Here is a 16,790-nt window from a genome sequence, read left to right on the forward strand (position 1 = left end):
CCTAGTGTTCTGCGCCGACGGCTTCAGGGCCGACAGTGAAGGGGTTGAGGATCGTGACGCCGTGAGGCGTGCGACCGTGTTGAAAGTCCTCGGTCAGCAGATACCGGCAGCCAGCGCGAACGGCTGCGCCGAGGATGGCACAATCCCACCATTGGAACGCGGTCTCCCGCCGGAGTGACCACGCGATCCGGATCAATTCAAGGTCGACGGCGCCTTGGGAGTAGGCCTCGAGTTCAAGGGTCGCCTGCCGGGCCGCGTCGGCCGTGATCGGCAGCTTTCCCCTGAGCGTGACGTGGAGAAACTCGCCGAGCACCTGAGGGCTCACCACGAGGACACCCCGGTCCGCCAGCACGGACAGCCAGCGCGCCGCGGCGGCTTGCTTGGAAGGTTCACGATCGTCGCGGGCGTACAGGAAGACGTTTGTATCGACGAAGACAGGGTCAGTCGTCATCGTACATCTGATCGCGGGTCGGTGCCTTCCCGTTCTCGTCCAGGACACGCAGCGGCGGACCGGCGAGGAACCGTTTCATCGCCTCGGACTGCGACATCGCCGGCCGCCCGACACGCTGCTCGACCGTCTTGGCGATGAATTCGGACAGACTCGTCCCCTCGCGGGCGGCATCTTCCTGCGCCCGCTGGAGCACCACGTCGTCCAGGCTCACGGTGATGGTCTGCATCGGTCCCGCTCCGTCGCCTTCGATATCGTGTCCCCATGTTTTCGTGTCAATTTTTGCTACCCAGCGGCTTCACCTCGTCCCAGCCGCGCCCGGCCATGGCGAGGTGGACCTTGTTCTGGAAGCTCGCATCCTCGCCCGCGGCGAGCACGGCGGCGTGGTCGGCCACCGCCCGGCACAGGTCCTCGACCCAGGGCATCTCGGCCTTGCCGAAATCGTTGAGCACGTAGGCATGGACCAGCGCCTTATCGCCGGGGTGCCCGATGCCGAGGCGGACCCGGCGGTACTCGTTCCCGCATTGGGCGGTGATGGAGCGCAGGCCGTTATGCCCGGCATTGCCGCCGCCCTGCTTCACCCGGAGCTTGGCCGGGGGCAAATCGAGCTCGTCGTGGAGCACGATCACGTCGGACAGCGCGATCTTGTAGAAGCGCTGCGCCTCCGCGACCGAGCGGCCCGAGTCGTTCATGAAGGTCTGGGGCTTCAGGAGGATCGCGCGCTCGGAGCCGAGCGCGACCTCCGCCGCCTCCCCCTGAAAGCGCCGCCGGAACGGCGCCGCCCGGTGGACGCGGGCGATCTCGTCGATGGCGAGGAAGCCGATATTATGCCGGTTGGCGGCGTAGCGGGGGCCCGGATTCCCGAGGCCGACGATCAGGCGCATCCTGTGCCGGAGCGGCCTACGGGCCGCCCCGTCCTCCTATGATGCGCTCACCGGAAGCGAGCGCGCGGCGGGAAAGGCCCGCGCATAACAGATCGTCAGGAGGCCCCCAACCCGATCCTCAGGCGGCGGCGTGCCGGCGCAGGAGGTCTCGGACCATGCGGAAGGGCAGGAGAGGAAGCTTGATCAACCCGCCCAGGGCGACGACGACGAGGACGGTCAGGAGCGCGAGGACGGTCTTGAACACGGCGGAGAACTCCGTGGCACTGCGGCCACAACGCGCCGCGAAATCGCACTGAGCGCCTCAAAGCGGGCAACAGTGTGGACACGGAGACACCGGGCCTGCGGCAGATCGCACGGGACCCCAGTGCAGTCCGAGCATGGCGAGGGGCGCAGAACCCCGTCAGGATTGCGTCACGTTCATGCCATGGTCGGAAGGCATCCGCTCGCCTTCGCCGGTTTGCGCCCCACGGGCGCGTCCCTGCGGTTGTTGAGTGGAAGGAAGTCCGATGTCCAAGACCCTGGCGGCTCTGCTGGCCCTCGCCCTCGGCGCGGCCCCCGCCGTGTCCCTCGCCGAGTCCTCGCCCGCGCGGGATGCGCTGAAGCGGTCCTGCACCGGCGACTACATGGAACTGTGCAGCGAATTCGCCCCCGGCGGCCCGGAGGTCGAGGCCTGCTTTCGCGCCAACATGAAGAAGCTCTCGCCCGACTGCTCCTCGGCGATCACCGCCTACAAGAAGGAGCAGAAGGCCACCCGGCGGGTGAGCGAAGCCCGCTGAGGCGCCCCGCTCCCGGCCGGGACGCGGTCAGGACGCCCGCGCCAGGGTGATGATCGCCTCCCGCGGCACGGCCTCGGGCAGGATCACGACGGGGGCCCGGTCCCCCGCCGGCCCGCACAGGATGTCGTCCATCTCGGCTTTCGGCATGGCCCGGCCGAACAGGTAGCCCTGCCCGAAATCGCAGCCCTGGTCGGAGAGCCAATCGACGCTGGCGTCGGTCTCGATGCCCTCGGCGGTGGTGGCGAGCCCCAGGCTGGACCCGAGCTTGATGATGGCGTCCACCAGCTTCGCGCGCTCGTCGCTCATGGTGATGGCGTCGACGTAGCTGCGGTCGATCTTCAGCTTGTCGAACTTCAGCTCGCGCAGGTGGTACAGGCTGGAATAGCCGGTGCCGAAATCGTCCAGCGCGATGCGCACGCCGAGGCGCTGCAGGGAGGTGAGCGTCGCCCGCGTCGCCTCGAGATCCTGGATCAGGGCGCTTTCGGTGATCTCGACCTCGAGCCGGCCCGGCGGGAAGCCCGTCTCGGTGAGGATGGCGAGGATCCGCTCGGCCAGCCACACGTCCTGGAACTGGTGCGGGGCGATGTTGACCGCCAGGACCAGGTGCGCGGGCCAATCCCGCGCGTCGAGGCAGGCGCGGCGGATCAGGTTGTAGCTCAGTTCCGCGATCATGCCCGTCTCCTCGGCGACGGGGATGAACTCGTTCGGGCTGATCAGCCCGCGCTCCGGGTGGCGCCAGCGGGCCAGCACCTCGAGGCCGACGATCTCCTTGTGCGGCAGGGCCACGACCGGCTGATAGAAAGGCTCGATTGCCCCCTGCTCGATCGCCATGCGCAGCTCCGCCTCCAGACGGGCGCGGGCGCGCAGCTCCTCGTCCATGGCGCTGCGGAAGAAGCGGTAGGTGCCCCGCCCCTCCTTCTTGCCCTGGTACATGGCGAGGTCGGCAGCGTGCAGGATCGCGTCGGAATCCGCATACTCGGCCGAGACCGCCGCGACGCCCACCGTGGCGCCGACCTTGAGTTCGTTCTGGCTCCAGTTGATCGGCGTGGCGATGGCGGCGATCACGCTCTGGGCGAGGCGGGTCAGCCCCTCGCTGCCGTGGGTGAGCGGGACGAGGAGGGCGAACTCGTCGCCCCCGAGCCGGGCCGCGACGCCGCCCTGGGGCAGCAGGCCGGTCAGCCGCTCCGCGACGGCGCAGAGCACCGCGTTGCCCGCGGCATGGCCGTACAGGTCGTTGACCGGCTTGAACCGGTCGAGGTCGATGAGCAGCACCGCGAGAAGTTCGCCCGAGGCGTTCTGGCGCACCCGCTCGACCTCTTCGAGGAAGCGGCGGCGGTTGGCGAGGCCGGTGAGGCCGTCGTGGCGGGCGATGGCCTCGGCATTCGCGGCGGCGGCGTCGCGCTCCAGCATGAGGCGGCGCATCAGGATCGACTTGCGGATGCTGGCGCCACAGATCGCCACGCCCATGCAGGCGCCGAGGATCATGAAGTCCCCGAGCCGGTAGGCCTGGACGGCCTCATGGAGCACGTCGAAGGAGCCGAGGGTGACCCCGACGAACCAGATCCCCGCCCCGATCAGGAGCAGGCATAACGTCTCGTAGAGTTCGCCCTTCCGCCACTGTTTGATCGTCGCCTTGGTCATTACGGCCACCTCTTGCGGCCGCATCACACCACCGATCACCTAAAACGGCGTGAAGCCGATGTCCGAAAGATCACATTCGGGGGCAGGGGTTCGGTCATTCACATTGAACCGACCGTTTGCATTGCAACGAAATCGGGTCGCGGGCGGCACGCCGCGCCATCAGGAAGGCGGTCGCATCCGCGACGTCCGGCGCGGCGGCCTCGCGCACGTCGCGGGGCGTCAGGCCGAGCCGGGCGAGATCGGCCTCGCCCGTGGCGGCGAGGCGGTGGAGGACGCGACGATTCATCGCCGGGCGGCCGAACTCCTCGCGCAGCCCCGCCGCGATCCGATCCCATGCCCTGAACCAACGCCCCGCCACCATGGCCCTCTCCTCTTGCACCAACGAGGCGCCAGGATGCAGCCATCGCCCTGGGCAAGACAGGGACGATTTCGTACGGTTCGCCCGAATTGTCCGGGCGAAGGACCAGTACGGATGAGCCTCGCAGATCAAGTCGGCCGGACGGAGGCCGTCGCCGCCGGCATCCGCCAGCGCATTGCCGCGCGGGCGCTGCCCCCCGGCGCGCGCATCCCGTCGGTGCGCGCCCAGGCCGAGGCGATGGGCGTGTCGAAATCGACGGTGGTGGAGGCCTATGAGCGCCTGGCCGCCGAGGGCGCCATCGTCTCGCGCCCCGGCTCGGGCTTCTACGTGGCGGGCAAGACGAGGCCCCTCTGCCTGAAGGCGATGGGGCCGGAGCTCGACCGGGCGGTCGATCCGCTCTGGCTCGCCAAGCAATCGGCGCTCGCCGGCTCGACCATGATGACGCCGGGGGGCGGCAACCTGCCGGAGACTTGGCTGCCCGACGAGGCGGTGCGCCGGGGCCTGCGGGCGGTGGCCCGCGCCGAGACCGCCGTGCTCACCCGCTACGACCAGCCCCTCGGCTACGGCCCGTTGCGGGCGCTGATCGCCCGGCGCGGCGCCGAGAAGGGCGTCGTGGCCGACCCGGACCAGATCGTCCTCGTCGATTCCGCGACGCAGGCGCTGGACCTGATCGGCCGGTTCCTGCTCCAGCCGGGCGACACGGTGCTGGTGGACGATCCCTGCTACTTCAACTTCGTCGCCCTGCTGCGGGCGCAGCGCGCCACGGTGATCGGCGTGCCGATGACGCCGGAGGGGCCGGACCTCGCGGCCCTCGCCACGCTCCTCGCGGAGCACCGGCCGCGCTTCTACCTGACGAACTCGGCGTTGCAGAACCCGACCGGCACGAGCCTGCTTCCGGCCACGGCCCACCGCATCCTGCGCCTGTGCGAGGCGCACGAGACCCTGGTGGTGGAGGACGAAATCTTCGGCGACCTCGAACCCGACGCGGCGCCGCGCCTCGCCGGGTTCGACGGGTTCGACGGGTTCGAGCGGGTGATCCAGATCGGCGGCTTCTCGAAGACGCTGACCGCCGCCGCCCGCTGCGGCTGGATCGCCCTGCGGCAGGATTGGGTGGAATCCCTGGTCGATCTGAAGCTCGCGCTGAGCCTCGGCAACGGCCATGTCTGCGCCGCCCTGGCCCACGGCCTCCTGACCGACGGCAGCTACCGCCGCACCGTGGCCGAGACCCGCCGGAGGCTGGCGGGGGCGATGGCGCAGGTTTCCCGCGATCTGTCAGGCTGCGGCCTGCGGATCTGGGCCGAGCCGCGCGGCGGCTACTTCCTCTGGATGCGCCTGACGGACGGGCGCGACGCCGCCGACGTCGCCCGCCGCGCGCTGTCGCGCAACATGCTGCTCGCCCCGGGCGTGGTGTTCAGCCCCTCCGGCGGCTGGCGGGACTTCTTGCGCTTCAACGTCGGCCATTGCGCCGACCCGCGGGTGATGGAAGGCCTGCGGGCGGTGCTGGGGTAAGGCCCTACCAGACCAGCCGCTCGATCACCGCGTCGGGATGCACCGCCTGCCGGCCAAGCCATTCGGCAATGTCGCCGAGGGTGTGGTGGTCCGCCGTGACGCCGAGTTCCTCCGCGTGGATGCCCCGGGCGACGAGGAGGCTCGCGATGCCGAAGGCGCTCGCCCCGGCGATGTCGGTGCGGATGGCGTCGCCGATGGCGATGACGCGGCCCTTGTCGTCGGGCAGGCCGCCGTCGAGGGAGGCGGCGACCGCGAGGGCCGCCTCGTAGACCGGCCGGTGCGGCTTGCCCGCATAGACCACCTCGCCGCCGAGATCGGCATAGGCGGCGGCGAGCAGGCCGGCGCAGGGGATCAGCCGGTTGCCGCTCTCGACCACGAGGTCGGGGTTGGCGCAGATCATCGTCAGGCCGCGCGTCGCGAGGCGGGTGAGTTCGTCCCGGTAATCGTCCGCCGTCTCGGCGCGGTCGTCGAACAGGCCGGTGCAGACGACGAGGTCGGCCTCATCCTCCGGCACGAGCGCGATATCGAGGTCCTTGAACACGCCGAGATCGCGCTCGGGCCCGAGATGCCGGATCCGCGCCCCGGGCCGGGCCGCGATCAGCTCGCGGGTGAGATCCCCCGAGGTGAGGATCGCGTCGTAGGCCTCGCGCGGGACGCCGAACCGGTCGAGGATGCGCCCGACGCCGTCCCCCGGACGCGGGGCGTTCGAGACCAGCACCACCCGCCGCCGCCGCGGGCCCGGCAGGGCGCGGAAGCGGATCAGCGCCTCGCCCGCCGCGACATGCGCCTTCTGGCCGTCATGGAGCACGCCCCAGACATCGCAGAGGATCAGGTCGCGCTCCTCCGCGATCCCGGACAGGCCGGCGAGGGTGGGGATCGGCGCGGTCATCAAACAATCCTGGTCGTTGGCATCAATGGGACTTCGCCAGCGTGTGCTCCGCGAAGAAGTCGAGCATCGCCCGCGAGGCATCCGGCCCCTCCGGGTCGGTGTAGGAGCCTTCCGGCTTACCGCCCGACCACGCATGGCCGGCGCCCCGGATACGCCAATCCTCCACGACGACCCGGCCCTGGCGGTCGGTGAAGCGGGTGCGGGTGAAGGGATGACCGCCGAAGCGGTCGCTCGCGCCCTCGAACCGCTCCGCGCTGGCGGTGAGGCCGGCGGCCTCGGCCTGGGCGAGGATCTGGTCGGCGTTGCGCACGCTCACCGTGTTGTCCTCCATGCCATGGAAGACGATGGTGGGGATGCGCTTGTTCGCGACCGGCGCCCCGAAGTTCGGCCCGGTTCCGAGGCCGGGGGCGCCGACCTGCATCGCCATCAGCGCCGAGCCGAGGTCGCGGGCGCAGCCGGCCGCGAGGCCCGAATGCACGCCCACGGCGGCGTAGAGGTCAGGATAGGCGTGGGCGATGTTGAGCGCCGCCGCCCCCCCCGCCGACATGCCCGCGATGTAGACCCGCGCCGGATCGATCGGATAGGCCTCCATGATCGCGCGGGTGATGCCCGCGATGATCGCCGGCTCGCCGCTCTCACGGCTCTGGTCGCTCGGATCGTACCACTTCCAGCATTTCTGCGGATGGGCCGACCGGCTTTGCGCCGGATAGGCCACGAACAGCCCCAGGCGCTCGGCCAGCACGTTCATGCCGGTGCCGGCGGCGAAATCGTCCGGGTTCTGGGTGCAGCCGTGCAACATCACCACGAGGGGCGCAGGCGCCTGCGGGCTACTCGGCACAAACAGCTTGTAGTCCCGCGACCCGGCGGCGACCGCGTGGCTGCGGGGCAGGAAGGCGCCGGGCCCGCCAGCATTGCCGCCGCCCCGCTCCGGGGCCGGGGCGGGCTGGCGGTGGCCGAGGCCCTTCAGCACGGGCGCGATGCCGCGCACCACAGTCTCCACCACCTCGCGGACGCGCAGGGCGGGCGACGGCTCGGCGGCGCCGTGGCGATGGGGCGTCGGGGTCTGCGATCCGCTGCGCCCGGTGAGGGTGCGCTGGATGAGGGCGGTCGCCTCCTCCAGCCGGCCGAGGCCGGTGAGCCGGGTCGCCTCCGCGAGATCGGAGAGGGGATCGCCGGAGGAACGCTTCCCGGACTTGGGGTCGAACTTGCCGAAGATGTCGGACATGGGGGTCGCCTCGTCTCGGGTTGCGGTCAGCGCAGGCGGTCGGCCAGCGCCGCACGAACGGCAGGGCTGGCCTGAAGGCTGCCCAGCACGGTCAACGTGCCGATGGTCTCGCGGGCGAGTTCGGGGGTGACGTCGGGCCCGATCATGGCGAGCCCGAGGACGCGGATGTCGAGCATCCGCCCCTCGGCGCGAGCCGCTTCGAGTTCGGCCCGCCCGATCCGGCAGAGGCCCAGCTCGACGCTGCGGCGCTCCACCGATTGCTTGGTGATGTCGGAATGGCGCCCGATCTGGTTGCGGATCGCCGTGCGGATGAAATCGCTGCGGTTGGCATAGACGCCCTCCGCGACGAGCAGGTCCACATAGCCCAGATCGACATGGCCGAGGTTGATCGTGATCTTTTCGCTGTCCGGCACCCGCGTGCCGGCCAGCCCCTGGCCCTGTGCCATCGCCGACTCTCTACCATCCGTGTGGATGGTATATAGAGGGTCGATTTCGCATTGCAATAGAAGCCCGCCGCATTGCAGCATACGGGCGCGGCTCAGGCCGGATCGGCGGCGCCGATGTAATCCGACCAGATCGCGTTGGCGCCAAGACCGACGCGGAAGGCATCGTGGCGCTCGCGTTCGGCATCGGTGAGGCGGCTGCGGAAGGCGCGCGGGGCGGGCCCTCCGAGACTGGGCAGGTCGGCGGACGCGGGCGCAGCGGCCTCCGTGACGAGGAGGCCGAGGCTCGTCTGCTTGCCCCCGAGCAACTCGACATAGACCTCGGCGAGGATCTGCGCGTCGAGGAGCGCCCCGTGCTTGGTACGCCGGGAATTGTCGATGCCGTAGCGGGAGCAGAGTGCATCGAGGTTGTTGGCCGCGCCGGGATGCTTGCGCCGGGCCATGGGCAGGGTGTCGACCACGTCCTCCAGCCGGATCGGCGGCGGGGCCTCGGCGCCGAGTCGGGCGTATTCCATGTTGAGGAAGCCGACGTCGAACGGGGCGTTGTGGATGACGAGGCGGGCGTCGCCCAGGAAGTCGAGGAGGTCGGGCACGATCTTGGCGAAGACCGGCTTGTCGGCGAGGAACGCGTCCGACAAGCCGTGTACCCCGAAGGCGCCCTCGGAGACCGCCCGCTGCGGGTTGACGTAGCAGTGGAAGGTGCGGCCGGTGGGGATGTGGTTGAACAGCTCCACCGCGCCGATCTCGATGAGGCGGTCGCCGTTCTGGGCTTCGGTGCCGGTGGTCTCGGTGTCGAGGACGATCTCGCGCAGCATTCTGTCTGGCCCTGCCGGTCGGGCGGCGACCCTACGCCTTTCCGGGTATGGGGGCCACCGGCGGTGAGCCGGTCAGGTCCGCCACGATCCGCGCCACGGCCGCCTCCGCCGCCGGGAAGCCACTCCCCGTGTCGATGACGTAATCGGCCCGCCCCCGCTTCTCTTCATCCGGCATCTGCTGGGCGAGGATCGCCGCGAAGGCCGCCTCTGTCATGCCGGGGCGGGCGAGGACGCGTTCGCGCTGGATCGCGGCCGGAGCGCTCACCACCGCGACGGCGTCGCAGCGCCCCTCCCCGCCGGTCTCGTAGAGGAGCGGGATGTCGAGGACGACGAGCGGCGCCCCCGCGTGCCGGGCCAGGAACGCCTCGGATTCCCGCCGCACCAGCGGATGGACGAGGGATTCGAGCTGCTTGAGCCGCGTTGCGTCCCCGAGCACCGCTTCCCGCAGGGCTGCGCGGTCGACGCCGCCCTGCGCGTCGAGTGTTCCGGGAAACTCGCGCCCGATGGCCTCAGCCGCCGCCCCGCCCGGCCCGTAGAGGGTGTGGACCGCCGCGTCGGCGTCGTGGACCGGCACGCCGCGCTGGGCGAACAGGGCGGCGGTCGCCGACTTGCCCATGCCGATGGAGCCGGTGAGCCCCAGGACGAAGGGTTTGCCCCTCACGGCCGGAGATCCGCGACGATGAGATCGCGCAGGCGCTCCGTCACCTCCGGGCGCGTGCCGAACCACGCCGCGAAGCCCGGCACCGCCTGGTGCAGCAGCATCCCGAGCCCGTCGACCGCCGCGAGCCCCCGCCGCCGTGCGGCGGCGAGGAGGTCGGTCTCCAGGGGCGCATAGACGATGTCCGCCACCGCCGCCCCGGCCGGGAGGGGCGCGAGGTCGATGTCGAGGGCCGGCTGGCCCTTCATGCCGAGCGAGGTCGTGTTCACGAGGAGCCCCGCCCCCTCCAGCGCGGCTGGCAGGTCGTCCCAGGCCAGCGGCTGGGCGATGCCCGGCGCGAGGGCGGCGACCGCCTCGGCCCGGGCCGGCGTACGGTTCGCGACGCGGATGCGGGCGACGCCGCGCTCCGCGAGGCCGACCACGATGGCCCGCGCCGCACCGCCCGCGCCGAGGATCACCGCCTCGCCGCGCTGCGGCCATGCGGGGCCGAGGCTCTGGTCGAGATGGGCGCAGAAGCCCGGCGCGTCGGTGTTGTCGCCGTGGACCCGGCCGTCGCCGCCGACGACGAGGGTGTTCACCGCACCGATGCGCTGGGCCCGATCCGTCAGCGTGTCGGCCAGCGCGAAGGCGGCTTCCTTGTGCGGGATGGTGACGTTGCCCCCCGCGAAGCCCGATCCGGGCAGGCCGCGCAGGAAGGCGGGAAAGTCGGCCGGCGGCACGTCGATCCGCTCGTAGGAACCGCTGATGCCGTGCTCGGCGAGCCAATGTCCGTGGATCAGCGGCGAGCGCGAATGGGCGATAGGATGCCCGGTGACGAAGGCCCGGATCATGCCGCGCAGGCTCCGGCGAGGCGGCAATCGGGCCCGCCCGCCTCCTCGATCTGAAGGGTGGCGTGCCCGATGCCGAACCGCGCGCGCAGGCCCTCGCAGGTTTCCACGAGGAAGCCGTTGCCGGGATGCCCCTGCGCCATCACCAGATGGGCGGTGAGCGCGACGCTCGTCGTGCTCATCGACCAGATGTGGAGGTCGTGCAGGTCCGACACCCCGGGGCGCTCGCGCAGAAAGCCCTCGACGGCGGCGGGGGAGATCTGTGGCGGTACCGCGTTCAGGGACATGGCGACGCTGTCGCGCAGAAGTCCCCAGGTCGCCCAGACCACGAGGCCCGCCACGACGAGGCTGACCGCCGGATCGATCCAGGCTTGGCCGGTCATCCAGATGACGAGGCCCGCCACCACCACGCCGGCCGAGACCGCCGCGTCCGCCGCCATGTGCAGGAAGGCGCCCCTTATGTTGATGTCGTCCTTGGCGCCGCTCGCGAACAGCCACGCCGTGATCCCGTTCACGAGGATGCCGATGGCGGCCACCACCATCACCGTCCCCCCCGCCACGGGCTCCGGGTGGACGAGGCGCACCACCGCCTCCCACATCACCGCCCCCATGGCGATCAGCAGGAACACGGCGTTGAACAGCGCCGCCAGGATCGAGGAGCCCCGCAGCCCGTAGGTGAAGCGGGCCGTCCGCTGGCGGCGCACCAGCACCGAGGCGACCCAGGCCGCGACGAGGCCGAGCACGTCGGACAGGTTGTGGCCCGCATCGGCCACGAGGGACATCGCGTTGGCGGCGTAGCCGTAGCCGGCCTCCACCACCACGAAGACCGTGTTCAGGGCGATGCCGAGGGCGAAGGCCGTGCCGAAATGCTTCGGCGCATGGGAATGGCCTCCATGGGAATGGCCCGCGTGGCTATGGCCGTCGTGGCCATGGCTCCCATGCGAATGGTCGTGTCCTGCCAAGGATCGGTCCCCCTCGTCCTAGAAGCGCAGCAGGCCGGCGTCCCGCAGCCGGGCGAGCAGCGGCATCAGCGGCAAGCCGAGGACCGTGCTGTGGTCGCCCTCCACCCGCGCGAACAGGTGGATACCCGGCCCTTCGAGCTGGTAGCCGCCGACGCTGGCACGGACCCGCGCCTCGCCCGCACAGGCGAGGTAGGCCTCGATGGCCTCCGCTGCGAGGGGGCGCATCGTCATCCGTGCGGTCTCGACGAAGAGATCGGTCCGCCCGTTCCGCACCAGGGCGACGGCGGAATGCAGCGCATGGGTGCGTCCCGCGAGACGGGCCAGATGCTCCCGTGCGGCATCCAGGTCGGCGGGCTTGTGGAACACCGTGCCGTCGAGGGCGAGCACCTGATCGGCGCCGATCACCACCCGGTCGGGATGGCGGGCGGCGACCGCCTCGGCCTTGGCGCGGGCCAACGCCTGCGCGAGTTCGACGGGCGAGAGGCCGGCGGAGGCCACCTCCACCGCGCGCTCGTCGACGCCGGGCGATTCTGTCTCGACGGGCAGGGCCGCGCTGTCGAGGAGCAGCCGCCGTGTCGCGCTGGTCGAGGCGAGGAGGAGCGGCGCCGAGCCGAGCCAGGGGGAGGTCATCGCCCCAGTGTCACGGAACGCTTCGCTGCCGCAAGGGGATGAGCCGTGCTGTGCGACGCGCCCCACCGCCGGATTCGAACCGGGCAGCGGGGCTGTCGCTGGGGTCGTTACGCCACCTGACCCCTGCGCAGACCTTGGCAGGAATCGGTTAGCCGAATGTCAACGCGACCGGCGCGAAAGGCCGGGAACCGGCATGTCGCTGATCACATGCCGCTCGGCGATGGCGGTGTTGATCTCCCAGAGGAGAAGGTCGGCGGCGAGCCGGAGGGCGCCGTGGCCCGTCCGGCCTAGGGACGTGCGAAGCTGCACCGCGAGGTCGGCCGCCTCCGCCAGCGGATCGGACGGGACCGTGGGCGCCGCCATCGGCGGTTGCCGCACCGTCAGGACGGCGCTCTGGCTCGGGATCGGCCCCGACCAGGCATGGAGGTCGGTGACGTCGACCAGCACGCCCCGGCCGGTCATCACGCCGCCCTCGCCGAGCGCGTACTGGCCGCGGCACTGGATCCAGCGGATGTCGCCCGCCGCATCGATGACCCGGAATTCGCTCAGGAAGGGACCGCCGTTGCGCGTCACGTCCAGATGGATCTCGCGCATCACGTCGCGATCCTCCCCCTGGAGGCGGCTCATCACCTCCTCCAGATGGACGGGCTGGCCGGGGCTGTAGCCCTCGACCTTCATCATCGCCGTCGCCTGCGCGTCGAGCGTCGCGAGTCCGGTGCTCGCATCGACCTGCCACAGCCCGACAACGTCACTGACCGTCGGCGATTCCGTCTGACGGCTCACCCGCATTCCCATCGATCGCCCCCCACAAACTGTGGCCCGGGGAAAGCATTTAGTGAGTCTTAACCGCTAGACAAGCCGTTCGTACCAAAGTCCACATCAAACTTAGGTGTTCATCGAGTCGAAGAAGTCAGTGTTCGTTTTCGTCTGACGGAGCTTGTCCAGCAAGAATTCAATCGCATCAGTGACGCCCATCGGGTTGAGGATGCGGCGCAGCACGTAGGTCTTCTTAAGAGAATCCGGCGGGACGAGAAGTTCTTCCTTCCGGGTGCCCGACCGGGTGATGTCGATGGCGGGGAAGATTCTTTTATCGGAGACCTTCCGATCGAGAATAATCTCCGAGTTACCGGTGCCCTTGAACTCCTCGAAGATCACCTCGTCCATGCGCGAGCCGGTATCGATCAGCGCCGTGGCGATGATGGAGAGCGAGCCGCCCTCCTCGATGTTGCGGGCGGCGCCGAAGAAGCGCTTCGGCCGCTGCAGGGCGTTGGCATCGACACCGCCGGTCAGCACCTTGCCGGAGGACGGCACCACCGTGTTGTAGGCGCGGCCGAGGCGGGTGATCGAATCGAGCAGGATGACCACGTCGCGGCCATGCTCCACGAGGCGCTTGGCCTTCTCGATCACCATCTCGGCGACCTGCACGTGGCGGGTGGCCGGCTCGTCGAAGGTGGAGGCGATGACCTCGCCCTTCACCGAGCGCTGCATGTCGGTGACCTCCTCCGGCCGCTCGTCGATGAGCAGCACGATGAGGTAGCACTCGGGGTGATTGAGGGTGATGGACTGCGCGATGTTCTGCATCAGCACGGTCTTACCCGTGCGCGGCGGCGCCACGATCAGGGCGCGCTGGCCCTTCCCGATCGGGGCCACGATGTCGATGATGCGGGGCGAGAAGTCCTTCTTGGTGGGGTTGTCCAGCTCGAGCTTGAACCGCTTCGTGGGGAAGAGCGGCGTCAGGTTGTCGAAATGGACCTTGTGCTTGATCTTCTCGGGGTTCTCGAAATTGATCGTATTGACCTTGAGGAGCGCGAAATAGCGCTCGCCGTCCTTCGGGCCGCGGATCGGCCCCTCGACGGTGTCGCCGGTCCGCAGGCCGAACCGGCGGATCTGGGTCGGCGAGATGTAGATGTCGTCCGGCCCCGGCAGGTAGTTCGAGTCGCTGGAGCGCAGGAAGCCGAAGCCGTCCTGCAGCACCTCGACGGTGCCGGCGCCGATGATCTCGACATCCTTCGAAGCGAGCTGCTTCAGGATGGCGAACATCAGCTCCTGCTTGCGCATGGTCGAGGCGTTCTCGACCTCGACCTCCTCGGCGAAGGCGGTGAGCTCGGTCGGCGTCTTGGCCTTGAGTTCGGAGAGCTTCACCTCGCTCATGCCCTCGAGGGCGGCGATGGGAGTCTCGGCCGGCTCAACGGTCTCAAGATCGGCGAGGGCGTCGGAGTCTGGCGTCATGGAGTGTATAAGACCGACGAAGGGACGGGACAGGGAGGTCGGTTTCGCGCCAAACGCCCCGGGGAGAGGCGCCGGAGGGCGGGCCGCACCGCGGCGTGAAGCCCGTACATCGACTTTGGCGGACCGTCTTGGCAGGACCCTGAAGGCTCACCGGCGCGCTACGGCGCTGACCTTGTGAGGAGGGCAAGGCTTACTTACCGTGTTTTCGCCGCAGGCTCAAGGGGCTCCCGCCTGCAGGCCTCGGCGGCGCCGGGAACCCCTCCCCCGCGCGCCCGTTCCCCCTGCCGTTCACCGCGCCGCAGCGAAGGCCGTGCGGGAGCCTTCGCCCCGACCGGCGACAGGATTGCGAAAGACCTTTTCCATGCTCGACGACGCCACCGGCCGCACCATCGTCACCCATGAACCGCGCCGGGTCCCGTGGCTCGACATCGTGTTCGGCTTCGGGCCGATGGTGCCGATCGCGGCGGGCGCCGCCGCCGCGTGGTGGCTCCAGGGGGAGCCCCTCGACTACCTCGCGATCCTCGTGACGCTGCTCTACGCGGCCTCGATCCTGTGCTTCCTGGCCGGCGTGCACCGGGGCGTCAGCTTCCGCACCGAGGGCGGGCCGCGCCTGTCGCAGATGGTCACGATGCTCGTCCTCTACGGGCTCGGCCTCGGGAGCCTCATCACCGTGGTGACGGGCAAGGTCGTCCTCGGCCTGTCCATGCTGATCCTGGGCTACGCGCTGGTGGCCATCCTCGACCCGCTGGAGGCCCGCAGCGGCAGCGTGCCCCTGGCCCATGCCCGCCTGCGCCCGATCCAGATGCCGATCGCCGTGGTGAGCCTCGCGGTGCTGCTCTGGATCAAGCTTCACGCCCCCTACTGACGGGCCGCGCTTGCCGCTTCCCGACCGCCTGCGCTAGAGCCGGCCGGGAGAAGCCCCCCTCGGGGCGCGGCGAAAAGCGAAACGAATCACAGCCATGTCGAAGGGCGAAAACCGGGCCGACACCCTGAAGCCCCGCCTGCCCCGCGGCTTCGTGGACCGCCGCGCGGGCGAGATCGCCGCGCAGGCGCGGATGCTGGAGACGATCCGGACGAGCTTCGAACTCTACGGGTTCGAGGCGCTGGAGACGCCCTTCGTCGAATACACCGAGGCGCTAGGCAAGTTCCTGCCCGACCTCGACCGGCCGAATGCCGGCGTGTTCTCCTTCCAGGACGACGACGAGGCGTGGCTGTCGCTCCGCTACGACCTCACCGCGCCGCTCGCCCGGTTCGTGGCCGAGCACTTCGATTCCCTGCCCAAGCCCTATCGCAGCTTCCGCAACGGCTACGTCTTCCGCAACGAGAAGCCGGGGCCGGGCCGCTTCCGCCAGTTCATGCAGTTCGACGCGGACATCGTCGGCGCGCCCACCGTGGCGGGCGACGCCGAGATCTGCATGCTGATGGCCGACACCCTGAACCGCCTCGGGCTAGCCGGGCAGTTCGTGGTGAAGGTCAACAACCGCAAGGTCCTCGACGGGGTGATGGAGGCCGCCGGCCTCGCGGGCGCCGACAAGGCCGGACAGCGCCTCACCGTCCTGAGGGCCATCGACAAGCTCGACCGCCTCGGCGTCGACGGCGTGCGCGACCTCCTCGGGCGCGGCCGCAAGGACGAGAGCGGCGACTTCACCAAGGGCGCTGGCCTCGACGAGGCGGCGGCCGAGCGCATCCTCGCCTACGTCTCCCTTCAGGCGGATCCGGGCGAGGGCGCCGACCGCGTGGCGTTCTGGGAGAAGTTCTTCGAGGGCTGGCACGCGGCGGTGGGCGAGTCCGAGACCGGCCGCGAGGGTATCGCGGAGTTGCACGCAATGATGCGCCTCTGCGGCGCGGCGGGCTACGGCCACGACGTGATCCGCGCCGACCCGAGCGTGGTGCGCGGCCTCGAATATTACACCGGCCCGGTCTACGAGGCCGAGCTGACCTTCCCCGTCACCAACGAGGACGGGCAGGTGGTGCGCTTCGGCTCGGTGGCCGGAGGCGGGCGCTATGATGGGCTCGTCGGACGCTTTCGCGCCGAGCCCGTGCCGGCGACCGGCTTCTCGATCGGCGTCTCGCGCCTGTTCTCGGCCCTGCAACTCGTGAAGAGCCCGCTGCTCGCCGGCACCGAGGCCCCCGGGCCGGTGGTGGTGCTCGTCCTAGACCGGGAGAACATGGCCGATTACCAGCGCCTCGTCGCCCTCCTGCGGGCGGACGGCATCAAGGCCGAGCTCTACCTCGGCACCGCCGGCATGAAGGCGCAGATGAAATACGCCGACCGCCGCAGGGCGCCGGTGGCGATCATCCAGGGCTCCAACGAGCGCGTGGCCGGCGAGGTCCAGATCAAGGACCTGATCGAGGGGGCCCGCGCCGCCGAGACCATCGCCAGCAACGCCGAGTGGAAGGCCGCCCGCCCGGCGCAGTTTTCCTGCGCGGAGATGGACATGGTGGCCGAGGTGCGGGCCGTGCTGGCGCGGCATTTCTCGGCTGTAAACGGGTGAG

The 16,790-nt window shown here is 70.3% G+C and carries 20 protein-coding genes; 4 read left to right on the plus strand and 16 right to left on the minus strand.

The window, feature by feature from the left end:
* Position 1: 1 nt before the first annotated feature.
* From MKK52_RS25625 to MKK52_RS27035, 4 genes are all read right to left on the minus strand, one after another.
* A complete protein-coding gene (locus tag MKK52_RS25625) occupies positions 2 to 451 on the minus strand; it encodes a PIN domain-containing protein (protein ID WP_243959316.1) in 450 nt (149 codons plus the stop codon).
* A complete protein-coding gene (locus MKK52_RS25630; protein WP_243959318.1) occupies positions 441 to 677 on the minus strand; it encodes a hypothetical protein in 237 nt (78 codons plus the stop codon). Before MKK52_RS25630 ends, MKK52_RS25625 begins: the two co-directional genes overlap by 11 nt.
* A 46-nt stretch (positions 678 to 723) precedes the next feature.
* Positions 724 to 1,332 carry an aminoacyl-tRNA hydrolase gene (gene pth / locus MKK52_RS25635; RefSeq protein WP_243959320.1) on the minus strand — a complete coding sequence of 203 codons (609 nt, stop codon included), beginning with the start codon at positions 1,330 to 1,332 and terminating at the stop codon, positions 724 to 726.
* A 118-nt stretch (positions 1,333 to 1,450) separates the two neighbouring features.
* Positions 1,451 to 1,576, minus strand: coding sequence for a hypothetical protein (locus MKK52_RS27035; RefSeq protein ID WP_279598080.1), 126 nt, complete (start codon positions 1,574 to 1,576; stop codon positions 1,451 to 1,453).
* Positions 1,577 to 1,838: 262 nt separating this feature from the next.
* On the opposite strand from MKK52_RS27035, the gene MKK52_RS25640 reads away from it, so the two are divergent.
* Positions 1,839 to 2,108, plus strand: a complete 270-nt coding sequence (locus MKK52_RS25640) for a hypothetical protein (RefSeq protein ID WP_243959322.1) — start codon at positions 1,839 to 1,841, stop codon at positions 2,106 to 2,108.
* Positions 2,109 to 2,135: 27 nt separating this feature from the next.
* Here the strand turns inward: MKK52_RS25640 and MKK52_RS25645 are convergent, their stop codons facing one another.
* Both MKK52_RS25645 and MKK52_RS25650 read right to left on the minus strand, forming a co-directional pair.
* Positions 2,136 to 3,749, minus strand: coding sequence for a putative bifunctional diguanylate cyclase/phosphodiesterase (locus MKK52_RS25645; RefSeq protein ID WP_243959324.1), 1,614 nt, complete (start codon positions 3,747 to 3,749; stop codon positions 2,136 to 2,138).
* A 94-nt stretch (positions 3,750 to 3,843) separates the two neighbouring features.
* On the minus strand, positions 3,844 to 4,110 hold the full coding sequence (locus MKK52_RS25650) for a DUF1127 domain-containing protein (protein WP_243959326.1): 267 nt from the start codon (positions 4,108 to 4,110) through the stop codon (positions 3,844 to 3,846).
* 111 nt (positions 4,111 to 4,221) lie between these two features.
* Here MKK52_RS25650 and MKK52_RS25655 point away from each other — a divergent pair, with 111 nt between their 5' ends.
* Complete coding sequence (locus MKK52_RS25655) at positions 4,222 to 5,616, plus strand: PLP-dependent aminotransferase family protein (protein ID WP_243959328.1); 1,395 nt, start codon at positions 4,222 to 4,224, stop codon at positions 5,614 to 5,616.
* 4 nt (positions 5,617 to 5,620) lie between these two features.
* On the opposite strand, the gene MKK52_RS25660 is transcribed toward MKK52_RS25655, so the two are convergent.
* The 10 genes from MKK52_RS25660 to rho form a co-directional block, all read right to left on the minus strand.
* Positions 5,621 to 6,505, minus strand: a complete 885-nt coding sequence (locus MKK52_RS25660; RefSeq protein WP_243959330.1) for a TIGR01459 family HAD-type hydrolase — start codon at positions 6,503 to 6,505, stop codon at positions 5,621 to 5,623.
* A 22-nt stretch (positions 6,506 to 6,527) separates the two neighbouring features.
* Positions 6,528 to 7,730, minus strand: coding sequence for an alpha/beta hydrolase family esterase (locus MKK52_RS25665; protein WP_243959332.1), 1,203 nt, complete (start codon positions 7,728 to 7,730; stop codon positions 6,528 to 6,530).
* 26 nt (positions 7,731 to 7,756) lie between these two features.
* Positions 7,757 to 8,176, minus strand: coding sequence for a CopG family transcriptional regulator (locus MKK52_RS25670; RefSeq protein WP_243959334.1), 420 nt, complete (start codon positions 8,174 to 8,176; stop codon positions 7,757 to 7,759).
* Positions 8,177 to 8,268: 92 nt separating this feature from the next.
* A complete protein-coding gene (gene dnaQ, locus MKK52_RS25675; RefSeq protein ID WP_243959336.1) occupies positions 8,269 to 8,988 on the minus strand; it encodes a DNA polymerase III subunit epsilon in 720 nt (239 codons plus the stop codon).
* 31 nt (positions 8,989 to 9,019) lie between these two features.
* Positions 9,020 to 9,649 carry a dephospho-CoA kinase gene (gene coaE, locus MKK52_RS25680; protein WP_313898778.1) on the minus strand — a complete coding sequence of 210 codons (630 nt, stop codon included), beginning with the start codon at positions 9,647 to 9,649 and terminating at the stop codon, positions 9,020 to 9,022.
* Positions 9,646 to 10,476, minus strand: a complete 831-nt coding sequence (locus tag MKK52_RS25685) for a shikimate dehydrogenase (protein WP_243959338.1) — start codon at positions 10,474 to 10,476, stop codon at positions 9,646 to 9,648. Before MKK52_RS25685 ends, coaE begins: the two co-directional genes overlap by 4 nt.
* Positions 10,473 to 11,435 (minus strand): cation diffusion facilitator family transporter, encoded by a 963-nt coding sequence (locus MKK52_RS25690; protein WP_243959340.1) that lies wholly within the window; start codon positions 11,433 to 11,435, stop codon positions 10,473 to 10,475. Before MKK52_RS25690 ends, MKK52_RS25685 begins: the two co-directional genes overlap by 4 nt.
* A gap of 18 nt (positions 11,436 to 11,453) precedes the next feature.
* Positions 11,454 to 12,065: a Maf family protein gene (locus MKK52_RS25695; protein ID WP_243959342.1), complete on the minus strand. Its 612-nt coding sequence runs from the start codon at positions 12,063 to 12,065 to the stop codon at positions 11,454 to 11,456.
* Between the two features lie 159 nt (positions 12,066 to 12,224).
* Complete coding sequence (locus MKK52_RS25700) at positions 12,225 to 12,848, minus strand: PAS domain-containing protein (protein WP_243959344.1); 624 nt, start codon at positions 12,846 to 12,848, stop codon at positions 12,225 to 12,227.
* A 102-nt stretch (positions 12,849 to 12,950) separates the two neighbouring features.
* Positions 12,951 to 14,294, minus strand: a complete 1,344-nt coding sequence (gene rho / locus MKK52_RS25705) for a transcription termination factor Rho (RefSeq protein WP_243959346.1) — start codon at positions 14,292 to 14,294, stop codon at positions 12,951 to 12,953.
* A gap of 361 nt (positions 14,295 to 14,655) precedes the next feature.
* Here rho and MKK52_RS25710 point away from each other — a divergent pair, with 361 nt between their 5' ends.
* A complete protein-coding gene (locus MKK52_RS25710; RefSeq protein WP_243959348.1) occupies positions 14,656 to 15,159 on the plus strand; it encodes a DUF3429 domain-containing protein in 504 nt (167 codons plus the stop codon).
* A 94-nt stretch (positions 15,160 to 15,253) separates the two neighbouring features.
* Positions 15,254 to 16,789, plus strand: a complete 1,536-nt coding sequence (gene hisS, locus MKK52_RS25715; protein ID WP_243959350.1) for a histidine--tRNA ligase — start codon at positions 15,254 to 15,256, stop codon at positions 16,787 to 16,789.
* The last annotated feature ends 1 nt before the right edge of the window (position 16,790 follow it).

This window comes from Methylobacterium sp. J-067, assembly GCF_022829465.1.
GTDB classification, from domain to species: domain Bacteria; phylum Pseudomonadota; class Alphaproteobacteria; order Rhizobiales; family Beijerinckiaceae; genus Methylobacterium; species Methylobacterium litchii.